Raw genomic sequence first — 16,737 nt, 5'->3', positions numbered from 1 at the left:
TCTCATTTAGTTAATAACTTCACAATTATAATTATAATACTTAAGCGGTTTTTAGTCAATATTAATTAATAATAAATTTAATTAACGACTTGTCACAATCTCTTGCTCCACTTAACAAAAGTTTAACATGTCTTGCAGAAGGGAACAAATGATTAGCTTCTCTATTAGAGCATACATAGAAAGGTTTTGAAGATCATGAAAGCATTTGAACAAGTAGATTGGGTTTCCATTATCCTCAATAGCAGTATGATTTTGCTAAAACTAATCGCTATTTTCGCGATTTACTTTATCATCAGAGCCATCGGAAATAAGATGATTAAGCGTGCCTACTCCACATTCTCTGAAAAGCATGATGTCTCTTTATCAAGGGCTCAGACGCTGCAAAGTCTTACGTTGAATATTTTCGCCTACATATTGATTTTTATTCTAGTCGTCATGATCCTCGACTTATTTCATTATAATCCGACCGCTTTGCTAGCTGGTGCAGGGGTTGTGGGGCTTGCGATCGGCTTTGGCGCTCAAGGTCTAGTGAGTGATATTGTGACAGGATTTTTTATCCTGTTAGAGAAACAATTCGATGTGGGAGAATATATAACAGTTGCTGGATTTGATGGGATCGTAGAACAAATTGGACTTAGAACCACGCAGCTTAGAAGCTTTGACGGCACCCTTCATTTTATTCCAAATCGAAGCATATTGAACGTGAGCAACCATTCAAGAGGCACTATGCAGGCACTCGTTGATATCGAGCTATCTCCAGAAGAGAATGTGGATCAAATGATCACTGCCCTTCAAGCGGCGTGTGATGAAGTGCGGGAAGACATTCCTCAAATTATCGAAGGGCCTCAAGTTGTCGGCGTGGAGGCGTTCGGTTCCTCTTCCCTTGTACTACGCATCATTGCAAAAACCGAAACAATGGAGCAATGGCGAGTAGAACGAATCCTGCGCAAAAAAATGAAAGAAGTACTCGATATAGAAAAAGAGCAAAAAGAACCGGGACGATAATCTACCGGTTCTTTTTATTGTTTGTTTTATTGAACACGCTGTTCTACTTCTTGACAAATTTCATCAGCCGTCATACCAGACGCGGTAATCACAGATGCCTTTGTCGTTGTGTCTGAAATGCCAAGAACATTTGAATCTAGTCCTGTGACGACATAGCAGTCACACTGATCCATTTGCTGTTCATTTTGAATACGTACGACGTCATATCCTTTTTGCTTCAGTAGTTCTTCTACATCAGATAAAGATGGTTCTACACCAATTCTTGTCATAATCAAGAACACCTCCTGTTCATAAGGTGTACAGGAGGCAGCTTGTTTATTCATTCACCTGCTTGCTTTTTGAAATAAGCCGTCATAACATTTACTGCTGTTTCTATCGCTTTTTCATCAGGCATAAGTTTTGCATGATGCAGACCATATTCTGAATCGACCCCTAACCAAAACATGAATCCAGGGTATTTTTTCAGCATGTAACCAAAATCTTCTCCTGTCATGGCCTCTCTGCATTCAACCACATTCGCAAGTCCTTCTTCAGCAACATATGACATAAATTCTTCTGTCAATTCCTTTGAATTATCCACTTCGTAATAAGATGAAGGGTATCGCACGGTTGCCTTACATTCGTAGCCAATTTCAATCCCTTTTGCTAGTGCTTCAATTCGCTTTCTCACTTTTTCCATAGATTCTGGTGAAAGTGTACGAATGGTGCCATCAAGCTTTGCATGCTGCGCAATGATATTTTGAGCCGTTCCCCCGGTAATCGTGCCAATCGTAATGACGGCACTATCAAGAGGATCCACATTACGAGAAATAACCGATTGCAGCTGACCTACAAGTGCACTCGCAGCCACAACCATATCATTCGCTAAATGAGGGTAAGCAGCGTGTCCACCTTTTCCTTCAAGATCAATCACAAGCTCACTCGTATTGGCAAAAAGCAGCCCTGGCTTTGTGGCTATCGTTCCGACAGGATATTCAGGTGCAATATGCAGTGCTGTAATAAAATCTGGCGTCCATTTTTTCAGCACATCACTTGTCAGCATCGGTTCAGCTCCGCCCGGACCTTCTTCTGCCGGCTGGAACATAAATAATAGATCTTCTTTAATTGGCTCATGAACGAAATGATCAATGACCCCAAGTGCAATGGTCATATGAAGGTCATGTCCACACGCATGCATCTTCCCTTCATGTACTGATTGAAATGGATACCCTGTATCCTCGGGAATAGACAGACCGTCCATATCTGCTCGATACGCAAATACTCGCTCAGGATTTGTTCCCTTTACTTTGACAAAAAGTCCAGTTCGCCATGTTTCCATTTCAATGCGATCTTTTGAATAAGCATCAAGATGATTGATGAGATACGCTTGTGTTTTGAATTCTTTAAAACCAAGCTCAGGGATTTGATGTAAATCTCTTCGAATGGATATCAATTGCTCACGATTTAACAAGTGAACTCGCTTCCTTTCCTCTATACGAATAAGACGTGGATATATCATCCACGTCTAAGTCTTCAGCTGCGAATTATGAATTAAAGCTGACGCAGTTCTTGTTTAATTTCTGTTTTACCTTTTGTTTTTTCATCAATGTCTTTGATTTTCTTTGCAGGTGTACCTGCTACAACTGTGTAAGGTTCTACATCGTTCACAACGATCGCACCTGCAGCTACGACTGCACCTTTACCAATTGTCACACCTTCTAGAACAACAGCATTCGCACCGATGACAACATCATCTTCTACGACAACTGGCTTAGCAGACGGTGGCTCAATGACACCTGCAAGAACAGATCCAGCACCGATATGACAGTTCTTACCTACTGTCGCACGGCCGCCAAGCACTACGTTCATGTCAATCATTGTACCTTCGCCGATCACAGAACCGATATTAATAGAAGCCCCCATCATGATGACTGCATTATCACCGATTTCAACCTGGTCACGAATAATCGCACCTGGCTCAATACGTGCTTTAATGTTCTTTAAATCTAACATTGGGATGGCAGAGTTGCGGCGATCATTTTCCACAACAACATCTTCAATTTTGTCTTTGTTCGTTTCTAGCGCTTCTTGAATGTCGCTCCACTCACCGAAAACAACTCCAGTGTTTCCTGTGATGAACGTTTTTGCCTGTTCACCAAACTCAATACCTTCTAAATCACCTTTGATGTAGACTTTGACAGGTGTTGATTTTGTACTATTTTGAATAAATGAAATAATTTCATTAGCGTCCATTTGTTTCATGTATGTATGTCCTCCTCTTAATTTATACTTCATTACTGTACCAAAGGAGAGTTTTAATGACAAGTGAAAGAGTTGACTCTTCAATGGAAAATAAAACAAGTGGGACTGATTACCCCGCTTCCTGCTGGTGCAGATGAACAAATTGTTTGCCAAAAGAAATCAATTTCTCTTCTTCTTCTCCTTCTGGATTTAGCTCGATCTTGACGGATGGCAGGACAATGTCACCGCCAAGTTCCTTCACTTTTTCTTCGATTAGATCAACAGCTCCGCAAAAATGCTCATAGGATGTATCTCCAGAACCGAATACAGCAAATGCTTTTCCCGTTAAATCAAGCTCTTCCATTTCTTCATAAAAATCAATAAAATCATCAGGAAGGTCACCATCCCCCCATGTGTATGCTCCTAACATAATGTGCGTGTAATCATTGAGAAGCTCTGCATCAATATCCATCGCTTCATGACGGTCCACGCCAGCCCCTGCTTCTGTGATTCCTTTTTCAATTAGATCTGCCATCGCTTCTGTATTCCCAGACATTGTGGCATACACTAGTAAAACCTTTTCTGTCACTTTTTCTTCCTCCTTATCAATGAATCAATGCCGGCTCCTCATATGGCCTTACAAACTTGCTTTCATATAAACCAGCACAGAAAAAGTTTTCATTTTGATTGGCTACACGAAAACCGTGTCCTTTAATCGTATCAAACCATTTGAGCTCTTTTTGCTCTATATCAAGCTGATACACTTTAGAAAATCCGTGTTCGTCTTGTGAAGTTGTCACATACACAATGCCATTATCCTCTGACACATCCAAAAATGATTCCTCTCTAGCAAAGGCTTGTGATTGAATATCATGCAGTATATTGGTATGTAAATCTAAAATTTGAACAGATCCCTTTTTGCCTTTTTTTGACCCCAATGCGCAAACAAGCAGATGCTCCTGACAGAGCAGCATAGAAGCTGTCATCCGGTGCTTCTCTCTGTTTAGGAGGAAAACCTGTTCACTCTCCAAGTCATACACCCATATTCCTCCGTGAACCTCATGAATTTGAGTGCCAATATAAAGATGTTCACCCGCAGCACATAAAGAACGAATAACAGGCGGGTGGTTCACATGAGCAAATGGCTTCATAATTTCCCAGGAAATCCCGAAATCATTTGACACATAAATACTATGTTTTCCATGTGCACACACAAACCCGTCTTTGCGTCCTGTAATAGACCAAACGACTGCATTTGTTGGAAAGGATGATAGCGCCCATGTATGGCCTTCATCTCCAGATCTAATCACTGTACCGTTTTCACCAACACCGAATAAATAAGGTCCAATGTAGCTGATGGCATGAATTTTATGCTTGAGTTTAAACAGTTGCTGCCACCCGCTCTCCACACTGTAGTGAAAAATACCTTCACGTTTTACAGCAACAAAGTACCCACCGCTTTTAGATGCAGCAACGGCCGTCGCTCCTTTATGAAACATGATTTTCAACTCGTTTCTCAGATAGCGCCGCCCACGTTAAAAAGCTTGTCGCAAATTCCTGACAGCACGCCACATCTTCATCTGTATCAGGCGCAAGCTCCATTTTCAATGTTTCAGGGAATACAGATGCACCAGTTGATTTGAGCATGTCATGAAATGTATGGACAGCCTCACAAAACTTCGGATAGCTGTAATCTCCAGATCCGAACACAGCTGCTTTGATGTCACTTAGTTCAAGCGCAGAAACCTCTTCATAAAAATCATCTGCTTCATAAGGTAAATCACCATCACCCCATGTATAAGAACCGATGAACACATAATCGTATGAAGAAAGGTCCTCTGCGCTTGTATCATCAAATTCCAACATCTCTGTATCGATCCCTTTTCCTTCTAGTGTTTGTTTTATGATCGCTGCCATATCTTCTGTATTACCAGACATACTCGCAAATGCAATTAGTGCTTTCATCTATTGGTCACCTCATCTAAATGATAATCATTTTCAATTATTATATGTACACTTTAAATGATAATGATTTTCATTGTCAAATGATTTCATGAAAAAGCTTTGACTAATCATTTTTATCACTCAATGAAAAACCCGCTCTTTCCAATTGGAAGGCGGGTTTTTCGTATTGAAGAGATCATCGGTTTCTCATTCGTTCGTTTCATCTATCTGAATAAAATATGGACCATAATCCGTTTCGTGTGTCATTACAAATGTCCATTTTTCATTCCAATCCATCACATACATATCGTTATAATCCATATGATTCGTTTGGTATGGTAAATCATTGATTGAAAGAGAGCTGGCATTTTCGAAAAGATATGCATCGTCCACAAATTGATAAAAAACTGTACATTTATCCTTTGATTGCTGAAGAAATGCGTCTATCGCTTCAGCCTTTTCAAGACATGTAACCATTTCAAAACTGCATAAATGCCATAAAAAAGCATCTATTGATATCTCGTTTTGTTCTTTCATTGAAAGATGACTAGCAAAACGTTCACGCCACCTCGCACGCAAACGATCTCCCCATTCAGGTTTGTGTATTTTGATTAATTGATTGTTTTTCATAAGATTGAAGTCTCCTCTATCATTCGCTCTATCTAAGTAAATGACCACTCACCTAAAAAAAGCACCTTCCTCTTCCAAGAAGGTACTTATACCGCATCGCTTTCAAGCATTTCTTTGACCACACCAACAAATGCTTGCACCTGTTTTAATTGAAAAGAAGCTTCATAGCCTAGCAGCCATGTATCACGTCCAATTTGCTCTCCATTCACGTCAACAAGCGGTGTTTTATGAACACTTTTTTCATGGTCGTATAAGGTGACCGAAGGCAAAATGGCGTAGCCGATGCCGTGGTAGGCCATTTGTTTACACGTTTCAATTTGGTCCACTAGAATCGTCTGCTTTGGAGACACTTTGAATTTTTGATGCCACCAGTGCTGAATTTCTTGATAATACGTGCTGTCGCTTTTAAATTGAATAAACGGGCGTTCTGTCTCGATTAACTCATCCACGTCTTTGATAACAGAATCGACTAAATATAAATGATCTGTCATCAAGTATTCCTTAGTTCCCTTCCAATCAGGGTTTCCGCGAATGATCCCAATGTGTACGTGATCCTCGTATAAGCTTTTGAGCATTTCACTACTCCAGCCGGTCACAAGTGATACCTTCGCATTTGGGTATTTTTCGACATATCGCTTTAACACTTTCGGTAGCCAGTGCTGCCCAATAATAGATGCAACCGCAAGCTTTAGCGTACCGTGAATTTCTCCTTCAAGTTCATCAATTCGTTCTCTCACTCGATCTTGTTCAACCGTCACTTCTTTTGCAAATTGAATGATCTGTTCACCTGCCGAAGTTACGGTGAGTCCTTTTTGAGAACGAAAAAAGATTTTGGTTCCCCACTCTTTTTCGATTGTCTGCAATCTTTGGGATAACGCAGGCTGAGAGACAAAGAGCCGCTCCGAAGCCTTTCTCATATTCAATTCTTCACTTAGCACAACAAGCATATGTAACTCCTGAAGCTGCATGGGCGTCCCCTTTCTCTCTATAAGTTTTTCTTATTCCATATTGCCATTATATAAATTTTTGCTTATGAAGGCAAAAAAAATAAGCTGGGCTTCAGCTCATTTTTTCGCAGCATGTATCACTTCGTTTAAGCGCTTTAATACAACACGTCGTGTAAATATTCCTTCAAAGACTTGCTCCTCATTTACGACACAAACAAATCCATTATTCGTTACAGCGTGAACACCTTTTAGCACAGGATCTGTCGTTTTAAGTCTAGGGATATCAGTGAGCATAACCTCTTCTACCTTCAGTTGGTCCAGTTTTTCGAATTCAATTCGTTCTAAACCAAATATCTTATCCATAATCATATTCGTTCCAATTAACCCATGCAGGTGGTAAGAAGGATCTAGTACCGGGATGGCTGTATATCCTGTTTTTGTAAGGACCAATAGAGCATGCTCAAGATTATTTCCAATTTGAACATGTGCCACTTTATCTGCATCAATCATATGCTCAGCTACTGTTGACTCAAGCAATTGAGTTGGTTCTATCTCTATCATGTTTCTTCGACCCCTTTTCTCTCAATCATCAATCATACATTCCCCTTTACCATTAAGCATAAACTAAAACGAAATTTGTCGAAAGATTTTTTTCTGCATAAAAAAGATACTCAGCTCCCGAGTATCTAATAGAATGTTAAATCATTATTAATTCTCAAACCTTACTCTGTCATACAATGTGATCAATTGCTTATACGTATTGTCATCGACATTTTTTGTTCCACATTCTATATCATTGATCTCACTGCTTAGTAATTCGACAGCATATTCCTGATTCAGCAATACGTTTAATAATAGCTTTTTCTCTTCTTCATTAAAACGATTTTCGATGACGCTCATCCAACATCAGGCCCCCTGTTTCATATATGCTTTTATATTGATTAGCAGGCTTTTGAATGTCTGCTTCCTCTCTATACAGCTAGAATAAGGAACTAGAATCGAATCGTCAACCGCACGTTTCGACAAGGTTTGGAGAAAAATGACGGAATTTATTTTGTGTATCGATTGGCATAGCAAAATGCTGCGTATGAGTCGGGTTTTATTTTAGCTTCAATTCCCATAGCTGTGATCATTCCGGTCATTTCCTGGATCAGCTCTTTTGTACTTCCTTTTTTGCCAATATCTAAATGGGCTTCAAAACGGAGGTCTGCCCCTTCCTCAGCAAACGGAAGAAGCAAATCCATCAGTTCTGTTAAAGGCCCCTCAAGGATGTCTGCACATACCTTTTGGCTAAACGCTGTCTCTAATGAAATTTTTTCTCTAAGGCTTTGCACAGGCCTGCTGATCACTTGTTGCGTGAGGCAGCCCCAAGCCCCTTTGCCAATCCGGTGGAGATGAATTGCAGTCATAAATTTTGTGACATTTTGATTGACCTGCGAGTCCGTACCAATAGATAACACATAGACGGATCTAGGGTCTTTTCGAATAAAGTCTTTCATTCTCATGACGACATCAGAAAACGCTAAATGATCTTCAGAAAGATTGTAATAAAAAGAATCACTCACAGAAAGGAACTCCTTTTTCATGGTCTCTTATCCGAAATATGCGCTGAATGATCATCTTCCCTTAGTACACTGCGCCAATGATGACACATGTATATTGCCGCAAATAAACGAAGGAATCCTTAGAAAAAACATTTCATACGATTCAGCTTAGGATTGTAAAAGCTCAAAAATCTCAATCGAAATCATATCAATGTTGTCAAATGGGAAAGTGTTTGGCTTATCCCCTTGTTGAAAAACAGTCAATTCAAACGTTTGATTCTTTTCGAAATACTTCACACTACAGATTTTCTCACCGTTCACTTCGAAATAACGCTGTGCCGGCTCGTTTGCAGCTTCTGCTGTCTCTTGAAGACTTTGCAGCCTTGTAATGATACCCATTAATTGTGACATTCTAAAAAAAGACTCCTTTCAAAAAAACAACTCAAGATGAACCCGTATTGATTATACACAAGTCCTACAAAGCATCATACCATAAAGTGTTCTCAGATGATATTTTTCCTCTTGAATTCAAAAAAAGAAAAAGAATCTGTTTTTTTAGTTTGAGTCTTTTTTCTGATCTCATGCACCATGTTTTTATAAACCAGCAGATCTCATTAGACGTTTGGCAATTTCGTCAAAATCCTCTTTGGAAATGCCTGGGGCAAACTCTTCCGGTAATTCTCTATAATCTGGCACAGGTGCTCCTTGCGGGGTGCCCTCAATCACTGTGAGCGGTTTTCCATCAATCGGATGGCTGCCCTTCCAAATTTTATTGATATCTTTGTAATCCGTATCACTAAATGTGTACAGTTTTGTATGAATATTTTGGTCTTCAAATTTTCTCGCAGAATCAAAGTATTTGTTGTCGAGGTTTGGAATCGGGAGCATTTTCCCTACATCTACTCCTGTGGCTACTTCAAGCGCCTTTGCATATGCCACAACGTGCACACCGCCCCGCACAAGTAAATAACCGATCATCTCTCTTGCTGTAGGATGATCTGTCATTTCATATACGCGCATTTTGTGCGTACGAGCCCCGCATTCAAGGAAGAAATTATGAAGGAGGTCAAGAATCAGGTTGCCGCTTGAGAACACATTCTCTCCGGTCCAAGGTTTTGCCATGGAATCAAACGGATAACCTGTTTGAGCCGTTTGAATAAAATGCTGTGTATTTCGTTTATCGACAGCCGCTTTCATCGGTGTCGTATCTGGATCTCCGCCATGGGTGGTCCCTGTAATCATGAGATTCACAGCAGTGGTCACAAGTTCTACATGACCGAATTCTTCAGCCGTAATACTGGATACGAGATCATAAAACGGTTTGAGTTTTCGTTTTCCTCTAAAGTTAAAGGATTGGAACATGTAATTATTTAATGTGGACATTTCACCGAATTTTCCGCCGAGTAATTCTTGCACAGCAGCAGCACCATTTGCATCTGGATGATCTGGTCTTGGCAAATCAATTAGCAGCCGCTTGTCACGTTTGATCATGACGTTCCCTCCTACCGTCTAACTGTCATCACTTAAGGTGTATGGAGTGATTGGGCTGTCCTATGCATGAGGCGAAGATGAAAAGCACAAAAAAAACTTGGCGGGGGTAGCGCCAAGTTTTTTGGATCTTGATCTGATAGAGGGGTTGGGGAACAGAGAGTAGCTTCTCTCTATAACTAAATGATAATGATTATCAGTTTCATTGTCAACCATTTTTTATTTCTTTTTTTCAATCAAAAAAAGCAGCCTAAAAGGCTACTCAAATTGTTCATGCGATCTTCTCACTGTATTTTTAAATTAATCCATCTTGCTCATATAAATAGGCATACGGAAGATCTATAAACAAATACATATCTCCCTCTAACGGGTAAGAAAACGTACGTATCCTCTCACCAGTTTCTAAATCGCTGTAAATATCACTGAAAAATCCTTTCCCGCTCATTCTCATTTGGAGAATATTTGCTAGGAAATAAGGACGCCAGCTCCAGTTTTTCTCGATATATTCAGGCTGAAACAACCATTCTTTTTCTTTTTTAAACACATTTCCAGTGATTTGAAAGCCTTCTTCGTTACACATATAAATTCGAAAGCTGCAATCCGTTAATTCTAATGCCAGCTTTTGAATAAGTTCATCATTTGTACTGCATGATTTTTTTAAGGTCGTGACAGCTTGGTGAATTCGTTTATAAAATGTTTCAGAATGTTCGTAGACCGTTTGAAGTTTCTTTTTCTCATGGGCAATAAATTGCTGGAATTCTTCTCTCAGCTGATCTTTTCGTTTATTGCGATCGATTAATTCCGCCGCAGGCTCATGAAGATAGAACCCTTGAAAGTATCTTCCGCCATTTCTCCAAGCATACTGCAGCTGAAAATTTGCTTCAATGTCTTCATAAATTAAAGCCGCCCCTATTTTTCTCGCAAGCAATGAAATGCTGTACAAAACATATTCATAGGAAGGCGAAGGAGCCGATGCCTTTAATGCGTGTAAATCTATTTTTAATAGATCGGGTGAGAGCAAAGCAATCCGATCAAGATTGCTGCTTTCTTTTCCGATATTCGAGATGGCGATTTTAATACCATATGTACGAAAATACGTTAACGTATGGTAAAGCTGTTCAATATCGCCGCTAAACGTATGCTCTGTAAATTCGATAACAAATCGATTCAGCTGAATACCCCTTGCTTCATATTCCTTCAAAAGTTCCAAAAAGCTTTCACCATGATCAAGCATCAAGATATTTGCATCATGATTAATAAAAATGAGCAAATCATCATCTTCTTTTGTGAAAAGATCGAGTGCTTGCGTCAGTACTTTATGATCTACTTCCACTTTATATTCGTCAGGAATAGATGAATCCGTAAAGAAGGAGCCTAGGCTAACTGTTTCAGACTCGAGCTTCATTCTTCCTAAAATCTCATAGCCTATCACTTTTTGCTCTTCCGCACTGAATATCGCTTGATAGTGCGGGAAAACATCTTCAATATTCGTTAAAATATCCAATGGATCGACCATTTTCATCACCTGCTTCTCTCTTTGTGTGATTATAACACATCAAAAGCAGGTCTTACATCGTCATTCAAAATGGGGATTGGTTGAGCCATTGCCCTCCATCCATTGTGATACAATCGCCATTTATATAAGACGCTTGTTCAGATAATAAAAAGCTTGCGAGTTCTGCGATTTCCTCTGGTGTGCCCAGTCTGCCAAGAGGAACACTATCTAATGTTCTTTGCGCTGCTTCTTCCGATTCCCATAGTTTATCCGCACCGCCTGTTCTCTCAATTGGACCTGGCGCGATGGCATTGACGCGAATTCGATATTGCTTTCCCCATTCCACTGCAAGCGTTCGAGTGAGGGATAAAACACCTGCCTTTGCTGCTGCTGAATGCGCCACACCTACACCAGCACCCCATGCATAGGTTGCCACCATATTGACCATACTTCCCCTTTTCTTTTGACGAATCCAGTAATTGCCCACTGCATGACTGCAAAAAAATGTTCCATTTAATACAATATCAATGACAGCCTTCCAGCCGTTTGGAGATAGTTTTTCTGCTGGAACCAAAAAGTTTCCTGCAGCATTGTTAATCAGAGCGTCCACATCACCAAATGTATCTACAGCAAATTTGACCATTTGATCAGCATCCTCTGGGTTTCGCACATCCATTTGGAAGTAAGCGATTGAGCCGCCATTTTGTTTGATTTCATTTGCCACTTTTTCTAACGTTTCTTCTGTTCTTCCTGTAATCACGACATTCCAGCCTTCGTGTGCCAAATGGACAGCCATCGCCTTCCCCATTCCGCTTGATCCTCCTGTGACAATCACTGTTTGTTTCGTCATTGTTCTCCCCCTTTGTAGTTTTGAATGACTATTCATTCATTAATTCCTATCATATCATGATTGACCCTAGATGCACCATATAGGAGATTCTTTATATATGATGCTATACTTAATTTTATTTATAAAGGAGTCTTATATGAAGCAACTTTCTCGGAGACAGTTTTTAAAAGGAGCTGCTGGCGCGAGCATTCTCGGTTTTTTAGCTACAACATGTGGATATGGATATGCCAGATACATCGAACCACGCATGATCGATACTGTGTCAATGACCATTCGGGATGCTCAGCTTCCAGCTTCATTTGATCAGTTTAAAATTGCTCAATTTAGTGATGTTCATTTAAGTGATACATTTCCTTCAAAGGAATTAGAATCCGTCGTGCAGCAAATCAACGCTGAATCTCCAGACCTCATTGTGTTCACAGGGGATCTCGTTGATTTTCAAGCATCGATTGAAGAGCATGAAAAAGCGAAAGCCTATTTGACTAAGCTCCACGCCCCGTTTGGTAAGCTTGCGATATGCGGTAATCATGACTACGGACCATTTGGCATTGATCTTTATGAGAAAACGATGGAAGATTGCGGCTTTACAATATGTAAAAATGATGTGTTTCCATTAGAAAAAGAAGGGGCACATATTCAGATTGCGACAATGGATGACTTGATGATGAGTGTGCCGGATTATGACCTGATAAAGCGAGAAGTATCATCTGATTTATTTACCTTGCTGCTCGTACATGAGCCTGATGCAGCATTGGAGCTGGATACAATCCCTATTAACTTGCAGCTTTCTGGACATACCCATGGCGGTCAGGTACAGCTCCCTTTTTATGGACCCATTCTCACAGCACCTTTCGGCCATACATATGTAGAAGGTTTATACGGAAGTTATCAGCACCGCATCTATGTCAACCGCGGACTTGGGACAACAAGACTGCCGCTTCGATTTTTAGCCAAACCTGAATTAACGTTTTTCACACTCTCTTCTCGCATTTAGACAGAAGCCAAACCGCTTCCTTGTGCATATACATAATCAAAGATCTTTCTCATGACATATGTTAGGAGAAACCTTCCTTAGCCTGATTCCGTCCATATATATAGCAAGTGACGGGCATCATGGCTTCTTTTATTTGAGCAAAAGGAGTGTCCTTTGGTGCTGCGATATACGGTAAAACGCGGAGAAACGCTTGCTTCTATAGCGCTTGATTTTCGAACAACAACAGATGCTTTAAAGGCTGCAAACCCTTCACTGCAAGGCCAAGAGCCGGTACAAAATGAGGTCATCATCATTCCTGGTCTGCCCGATCCAAATACGATCCCTTACCGCATCTCTGTTTCAATTTCAAGCAAACGTCTCGTCTCGTTTTCTGGATCAGAGCTGATTCGGTCGTATCCGATTGCAACAGGAAGAATTTTAAATATGACACCAACAGGTTCTTATTATATTGTGAACAGACAGCCAAACCCAGGAGGTCCCTTTGGCGCCTATTGGCTGAGCCTCTCGAAAGTTCATTACGGCATTCACGGTACGAATAACCCGTCTTCAATTGGTAAAGCTGTGTCTAGAGGATGCATTCGTATGTATAATCAGAATGTCATCGAACTTGCTTCAATCGTTCCAAATGGAACACCTGTGACCATTAGCCAGTAATAGAAATCAATTGTATGAATGCTTAAAATTTTATATGATATAAAGTGGGATCTTCAGGTTAAGGAGCGTATTTATGGATATTTTTAAAAACAGAAATTTTGTTCGTCTCTTTTTTGCTGCACTTGCTTCGCAAATGGGGACAACAGTCGGCAATATGGCGTTCGCCTTTTATTTGCTCGATCATTTTAGTCATCAGCCCGCCTATGCCACATTAGCAGAGCTCATGTATTCACTTCCAACGATCTTTGTCTTTTTTATGGTCGGTGTCGTAGCAGATCGTTTTGATCGTAAAAAAGTCGCAGAGAATTGCGATTGGATACGAGCTGGGCTGACGATTGTTTTATTTATTGTTATTAATTTTAATTCACTTCCACTTATTTTCTTGATCTTGTTTATTCGAAGTGCCATTACGAAGTTCTTCTATCCAGCTGAAGCCTCTCTCGTTCAGGCGATTTTAAATAAAGATCAATATGCAAAAGCCGCTGGCTTAAATCAAATGCTATTTAGTTTATTCATGGTATTTGGCGTTGGAATCGGTGCGATTATGTATAAGACGATTGGACTCCACGGTGCCATTACGATTGATTTGATCAGTTTTATTGTGTCAGGCATCCTGATTCGTTCATGTAACATTCCAATTGAAGCACGTCAGCCAAATGGACAAGCAGGCTGGAGAGGCATGACCATTAAAACGTCTCTAAAAGATTTTAAAGAAGGCATACTTTACATTATAAAAAATAAATTGTTGGCTTCTTTAATTTTTGGCTTTTTTGTTTTTGGTCTAGTCAATGGCGCATTTGCTGTACTTCCGATGTTTACAATGAAATATGGCCTTTCACCGGACCATTTTGAACTGCATACATCGTTCTTTACAATTGCAATTGGTGCCGGTCTACTTGTTGGCAGCTTAATGGGCTCTATTCTTGCTAAAAAAGTAAAGATGCAATATCTCATGTCGCTTCCAATTTTGGTTGCAGGCATTCTGATTTTTGTACTTGGTTCCACCCATACACTATGGTTGTTTTATGTCACATCATTTGTCATTGGTACATGCATCGGCCCAGTCAACATTGTCATTGGCGGCTGGCTGCCAAGAATCGTCCACCCTCGTTTGATGGGACGTGTGTCGGGTTGGGTTGATCCACTTACCATGTTTGCTCAATCCATGACATTAGGTTTGATTGCGGTACTTTTTCCAAAACTCATTACAAACGTTTCTTATATTTATTACGGAATGGGCGTTATTATTTTACTCGTTTTCCTTTTTTACTTCTTTACACTGCCAAAGTTCAGCAGAGAAGCTGATGACTTAGATGTGCAGCGTGAACTTAAAGGTCAGGGAGCGCAATAAATGAAGCGAAAAGGACTTTCTTCTATAGAAAGTCCTTTTTGTATGCCTGAAACATAAATGGCGCTTATTTTTTCTGCTTATCGTAATGATTGGAAGCAAAATGAATGATTCTTTCAACTGCATAAATGCTAATAAAAAGGAGGAGAAATAGAAGCAAAGGATGAACGGGCCGATCATCTATCACATACAAAATGCTTTCAACGACAAGTGCGACCAATAAAGGAGTTAACATATCTTTCAATCCTAACAGTCCTTTCTGTTCTCATTAACTTTAATCTTCTTATCTTATAACATATTTTACTTTTTATGAAATAAAAGGAATGAGTATAAAATCGCAATATTTTTAATTAAAAATCTTTACATCATTGGAAGTTTTATAGTAGGATGGTCAGGTTGGGGGTGAGGGTATGCTAAAAAGTTATTATTTTATTCATACAAAAGATGATCAAGGTCAGTATGTTGTACATACAGAGGATTGTGCATTTTTAGGTGATGCTGCAAGCCGTAAATTGATTGGTCTGCACATGAGTGGTGAGAGCGCCATTGATGAAGCTAAAAAAATGACGAATGAAACTGATTTTAATGGTTGCTTCTATTGCGCTTATTCAAGTCATAAGAAATAGACTTATGATGAAACCATATGTTCGACATGTTGTCTGGCATATGGTAAAGTCTCAAATGCAAAATGAATACAATTGAGAAACTACCCATTTATTTAAAATAGGTAGTTATCATGAACTAATAGTTCACTTCATATATATTTGATTCAGTCAATTATTATGCGCTTCAGGCAATGAATTTCTCTCCTCCTTTGTCCATTAATGCCAATAGCACCGCCAGCACAAGTTATGTGAAGAATATGTTTAAAAGAATGAATATACAACACCTTTAGCATATATAAAATGAACTACACCGGAATCTTTCCACCTTCAATAGAAAGTCTTTGCTGATTATTCTGCCATTTTTTATTTCCAAACAAGTTTTAGACCACTCCTGAATGGTTATTGTAGATAAGAGAGATAGGAATCCTATCGTTTTTTACAATATCTCTATTTGCAATTTACTAATAAAAACGTATAATTTATACTAAGCACAGGAAGACGAAAGACAAAGGAGAGAAAAAATGGACGATTATGCTCATACTAAAGACATAGAACCTACAGCAGAAAACATCGCAAAAGCCATTTATACTGTTAACCGCCATGCTAAAACCGCACCAAATCCCAAATTTCTTTATCTTTTGAAAAAACGTGCGCTGCAGAAACTATTGCAAGAAGGTAAAGGAAGAAAAGTGGGCCTACATTTCTCTAACAATCCCAAATATAGTCAACAACAGTCCGACGTGCTGATTGAAATTGGAGATTATTATTTTCACCTGCCACCAACTAAAGAAGACTTCGAATTTTTGCCACACTTAGGAAATTTAAATCAATCATATCGCAATCCGAAAGCGAATATGTCATTAAACCGAGCAAAGCAACTGCTTCAAACGTATGTCGGTTTAAAAGAAAAACCTACCGCCACAAAACAAAAATCACATTATACAAAGCCCGTCTTCAAACGACTCGGGGAAAGTTATTTTTAAACAAAAAAACCACTCATGACGAGTGGTTTT

Annotated in this window: 22 protein-coding genes; 6 read left to right on the top strand and 16 right to left on the bottom strand. The window is 39.6% G+C overall.

Annotated elements, in window-relative coordinates:
• Nucleotides 1-195 precede the first annotated feature (195 nt).
• Nucleotides 196-1,005: a mechanosensitive ion channel family protein gene (locus tag MKX52_RS06665; protein ID WP_088003924.1), complete on the top strand. Its 810-nt coding sequence runs from the start codon at nucleotides 196-198 to the stop codon at nucleotides 1,003-1,005.
• A 26-nt stretch (nucleotides 1,006-1,031) separates the two neighbouring features.
• Here the strand turns inward: MKX52_RS06665 and MKX52_RS06660 are convergent, their stop codons facing one another.
• From MKX52_RS06660 to fadH, 15 genes are all read right to left on the bottom strand, one after another.
• Nucleotides 1,032-1,274: a YkuS family protein gene (locus MKX52_RS06660; RefSeq protein WP_003211408.1), complete on the bottom strand. Its 243-nt coding sequence runs from the start codon at nucleotides 1,272-1,274 to the stop codon at nucleotides 1,032-1,034.
• A 50-nt stretch (nucleotides 1,275-1,324) separates the two neighbouring features.
• The gene (locus MKX52_RS06655; RefSeq protein ID WP_049754900.1) at nucleotides 1,325-2,503 is read right to left on the bottom strand and encodes an N-acetyldiaminopimelate deacetylase; all 1,179 of its coding nucleotides are present in this window, start codon (nucleotides 2,501-2,503) and stop codon (nucleotides 1,325-1,327) included.
• 32 nt (nucleotides 2,504-2,535) lie between these two features.
• Nucleotides 2,536-3,246 carry a 2,3,4,5-tetrahydropyridine-2,6-dicarboxylate N-acetyltransferase gene (dapD, locus tag MKX52_RS06650; RefSeq protein WP_012009788.1) on the bottom strand — a complete coding sequence of 237 codons (711 nt, stop codon included), beginning with the start codon at nucleotides 3,244-3,246 and terminating at the stop codon, nucleotides 2,536-2,538.
• A gap of 109 nt (nucleotides 3,247-3,355) precedes the next feature.
• Nucleotides 3,356-3,781 (bottom strand): flavodoxin, encoded by a 426-nt coding sequence (locus MKX52_RS06645; protein ID WP_049754945.1) that lies wholly within the window; start codon nucleotides 3,779-3,781, stop codon nucleotides 3,356-3,358.
• Nucleotides 3,782-3,830: 49 nt separating this feature from the next.
• Complete coding sequence (locus MKX52_RS06640; protein ID WP_342491703.1) at nucleotides 3,831-4,724, bottom strand: exo-alpha-sialidase; 894 nt, start codon at nucleotides 4,722-4,724, stop codon at nucleotides 3,831-3,833.
• On the bottom strand, nucleotides 4,714-5,190 hold the full coding sequence (locus MKX52_RS06635) for a flavodoxin (protein ID WP_342491702.1): 477 nt from the start codon (nucleotides 5,188-5,190) through the stop codon (nucleotides 4,714-4,716). The genes MKX52_RS06640 and MKX52_RS06635 overlap by 11 nt, the downstream gene beginning before the upstream one ends.
• 186 nt (nucleotides 5,191-5,376) lie before the next feature.
• Nucleotides 5,377-5,799, bottom strand: coding sequence for a DUF4275 family protein (locus MKX52_RS06630; protein WP_088003931.1), 423 nt, complete (start codon nucleotides 5,797-5,799; stop codon nucleotides 5,377-5,379).
• Nucleotides 5,800-5,885: 86 nt separating this feature from the next.
• The gene (locus MKX52_RS06625; RefSeq protein WP_003211236.1) at nucleotides 5,886-6,767 is read right to left on the bottom strand and encodes a LysR family transcriptional regulator; all 882 of its coding nucleotides are present in this window, start codon (nucleotides 6,765-6,767) and stop codon (nucleotides 5,886-5,888) included.
• Nucleotides 6,768-6,863: 96 nt separating this feature from the next.
• Entirely contained in the window at nucleotides 6,864-7,307 is a 444-nt protein-coding gene (gene cbpB, locus MKX52_RS06620; protein WP_003210874.1) for a cyclic-di-AMP-binding protein CbpB, read from the bottom strand.
• A 147-nt stretch (nucleotides 7,308-7,454) separates the two neighbouring features.
• Nucleotides 7,455-7,646, bottom strand: a complete 192-nt coding sequence (abbA, locus tag MKX52_RS06615) for an antirepressor AbbA (protein WP_003210802.1) — start codon at nucleotides 7,644-7,646, stop codon at nucleotides 7,455-7,457.
• Between the two features lie 149 nt (nucleotides 7,647-7,795).
• Nucleotides 7,796-8,311: a ribonuclease H-like YkuK family protein gene (locus MKX52_RS06610; RefSeq protein WP_041815470.1), complete on the bottom strand. Its 516-nt coding sequence runs from the start codon at nucleotides 8,309-8,311 to the stop codon at nucleotides 7,796-7,798.
• A gap of 147 nt (nucleotides 8,312-8,458) precedes the next feature.
• Nucleotides 8,459-8,701: a DUF1797 family protein gene (locus MKX52_RS06605; protein WP_003212254.1), complete on the bottom strand. Its 243-nt coding sequence runs from the start codon at nucleotides 8,699-8,701 to the stop codon at nucleotides 8,459-8,461.
• Nucleotides 8,702-8,884: 183 nt separating this feature from the next.
• Nucleotides 8,885-9,781, bottom strand: coding sequence for a manganese catalase family protein (locus MKX52_RS06600; RefSeq protein WP_012009782.1), 897 nt, complete (start codon nucleotides 9,779-9,781; stop codon nucleotides 8,885-8,887).
• 292 nt (nucleotides 9,782-10,073) lie between these two features.
• Nucleotides 10,074-11,294 (bottom strand): EAL-associated domain-containing protein, encoded by a 1,221-nt coding sequence (locus tag MKX52_RS06595; RefSeq protein WP_088003950.1) that lies wholly within the window; start codon nucleotides 11,292-11,294, stop codon nucleotides 10,074-10,076.
• 64 nt (nucleotides 11,295-11,358) lie between these two features.
• On the bottom strand, nucleotides 11,359-12,123 hold the full coding sequence (gene fadH, locus MKX52_RS06590) for a 2,4-dienoyl-CoA reductase (protein ID WP_012009780.1): 765 nt from the start codon (nucleotides 12,121-12,123) through the stop codon (nucleotides 11,359-11,361).
• 136 nt (nucleotides 12,124-12,259) lie between these two features.
• On the opposite strand from fadH, the gene MKX52_RS06585 reads away from it, so the two are divergent.
• The 3 genes from MKX52_RS06585 (at nucleotide 12,260) to MKX52_RS06575 (ending at nucleotide 15,122) form a co-directional block, all read left to right on the top strand.
• Nucleotides 12,260-13,117, top strand: a complete 858-nt coding sequence (locus tag MKX52_RS06585; RefSeq protein ID WP_012009779.1) for a metallophosphoesterase — start codon at nucleotides 12,260-12,262, stop codon at nucleotides 13,115-13,117.
• A gap of 156 nt (nucleotides 13,118-13,273) precedes the next feature.
• Nucleotides 13,274-13,771 (top strand): L,D-transpeptidase family protein, encoded by a 498-nt coding sequence (locus MKX52_RS06580; protein ID WP_342491701.1) that lies wholly within the window; start codon nucleotides 13,274-13,276, stop codon nucleotides 13,769-13,771.
• A 73-nt stretch (nucleotides 13,772-13,844) separates the two neighbouring features.
• Nucleotides 13,845-15,122 (top strand): MFS transporter, encoded by a 1,278-nt coding sequence (locus tag MKX52_RS06575; protein ID WP_342491700.1) that lies wholly within the window; start codon nucleotides 13,845-13,847, stop codon nucleotides 15,120-15,122.
• A 64-nt stretch (nucleotides 15,123-15,186) separates the two neighbouring features.
• Here MKX52_RS06575 and MKX52_RS06570 read toward each other — a convergent pair whose 3' ends face one another.
• Nucleotides 15,187-15,354: a hypothetical protein gene (locus tag MKX52_RS06570; protein ID WP_342491699.1), complete on the bottom strand. Its 168-nt coding sequence runs from the start codon at nucleotides 15,352-15,354 to the stop codon at nucleotides 15,187-15,189.
• Nucleotides 15,355-15,529: 175 nt separating this feature from the next.
• Between MKX52_RS06570 and MKX52_RS06565 the strand changes: the two genes are divergently transcribed.
• Both MKX52_RS06565 and MKX52_RS06560 read left to right on the top strand, forming a co-directional pair.
• Nucleotides 15,530-15,745 (top strand): hypothetical protein, encoded by a 216-nt coding sequence (locus tag MKX52_RS06565; RefSeq protein ID WP_012009775.1) that lies wholly within the window; start codon nucleotides 15,530-15,532, stop codon nucleotides 15,743-15,745.
• Between the two features lie 500 nt (nucleotides 15,746-16,245).
• Entirely contained in the window at nucleotides 16,246-16,707 is a 462-nt protein-coding gene (locus tag MKX52_RS06560; RefSeq protein ID WP_012009774.1) for a YkyB family protein, read from the top strand.
• The last annotated feature ends 30 nt before the right edge of the window (nucleotides 16,708-16,737 follow it).

This window comes from Bacillus sp. FSL R5-0422, from assembly GCF_038610765.1.
GTDB lineage: Bacteria > Bacillota > Bacilli > Bacillales > Bacillaceae > Bacillus > Bacillus pumilus_O.
Note: the sequence above shows the minus strand (reverse complement) of the source record. Positions and strands in the feature narration are given on the sequence as shown.

Excerpts from the sequence above, each read along its gene's own strand:
- MKX52_RS06635 (WP_342491702.1), bottom strand. The coding sequence starts at position 5,190 with ATGAAAGCACTAATTGCATTTGCGAGTATGTCTGGTAATACAGAAGAT.
- dapD (WP_012009788.1), bottom strand. The coding sequence starts at position 3,246 with ATGAAACAAATGGACGCTAATGAAATTATTTCATTTATTCAAAATAGT.
- MKX52_RS06570 (WP_342491699.1), bottom strand. The coding sequence starts at position 15,354 with ATGTTAACTCCTTTATTGGTCGCACTTGTCGTTGAAAGCATTTTGTAT.
- fadH (WP_012009780.1), bottom strand. The coding sequence starts at position 12,123 with ATGACGAAACAAACAGTGATTGTCACAGGAGGATCAAGCGGAATGGGG.
- MKX52_RS06595 (WP_088003950.1), bottom strand. The coding sequence starts at position 11,294 with ATGGTCGATCCATTGGATATTTTAACGAATATTGAAGATGTTTTCCCG.
- MKX52_RS06645 (WP_049754945.1), bottom strand. The coding sequence starts at position 3,781 with ATGTCTGGGAATACAGAAGCGATGGCAGATCTAATTGAAAAAGGAATC.
- MKX52_RS06585 (WP_012009779.1), top strand. The coding sequence starts at position 12,260 with ATGAAGCAACTTTCTCGGAGACAGTTTTTAAAAGGAGCTGCTGGCGCG.
- cbpB (WP_003210874.1), bottom strand. The coding sequence starts at position 7,307 with ATGATAGAGATAGAACCAACTCAATTGCTTGAGTCAACAGTAGCTGAG.
- MKX52_RS06605 (WP_003212254.1), bottom strand. The coding sequence starts at position 8,701 with ATGTCACAATTAATGGGTATCATTACAAGGCTGCAAAGTCTTCAAGAG.
- MKX52_RS06640 (WP_342491703.1), bottom strand. The coding sequence starts at position 4,724 with ATGTTTCATAAAGGAGCGACGGCCGTTGCTGCATCTAAAAGCGGTGGG.
- MKX52_RS06660 (WP_003211408.1), bottom strand. The coding sequence starts at position 1,274 with ATGACAAGAATTGGTGTAGAACCATCTTTATCTGATGTAGAAGAACTA.
- MKX52_RS06560 (WP_012009774.1), top strand. The coding sequence starts at position 16,246 with ATGGACGATTATGCTCATACTAAAGACATAGAACCTACAGCAGAAAAC.
- MKX52_RS06665 (WP_088003924.1), top strand. The coding sequence starts at position 196 with ATGAAAGCATTTGAACAAGTAGATTGGGTTTCCATTATCCTCAATAGC.
- MKX52_RS06655 (WP_049754900.1), bottom strand. The coding sequence starts at position 2,503 with ATGATATATCCACGTCTTATTCGTATAGAGGAAAGGAAGCGAGTTCAC.
- MKX52_RS06625 (WP_003211236.1), bottom strand. The coding sequence starts at position 6,767 with ATGCAGCTTCAGGAGTTACATATGCTTGTTGTGCTAAGTGAAGAATTG.
- abbA (WP_003210802.1), bottom strand. The coding sequence starts at position 7,646 with ATGAGCGTCATCGAAAATCGTTTTAATGAAGAAGAGAAAAAGCTATTA.
- MKX52_RS06630 (WP_088003931.1), bottom strand. The coding sequence starts at position 5,799 with ATGAAAAACAATCAATTAATCAAAATACACAAACCTGAATGGGGAGAT.
- MKX52_RS06575 (WP_342491700.1), top strand. The coding sequence starts at position 13,845 with ATGGATATTTTTAAAAACAGAAATTTTGTTCGTCTCTTTTTTGCTGCA.
- MKX52_RS06565 (WP_012009775.1), top strand. The coding sequence starts at position 15,530 with ATGCTAAAAAGTTATTATTTTATTCATACAAAAGATGATCAAGGTCAG.
- MKX52_RS06600 (WP_012009782.1), bottom strand. The coding sequence starts at position 9,781 with ATGATCAAACGTGACAAGCGGCTGCTAATTGATTTGCCAAGACCAGAT.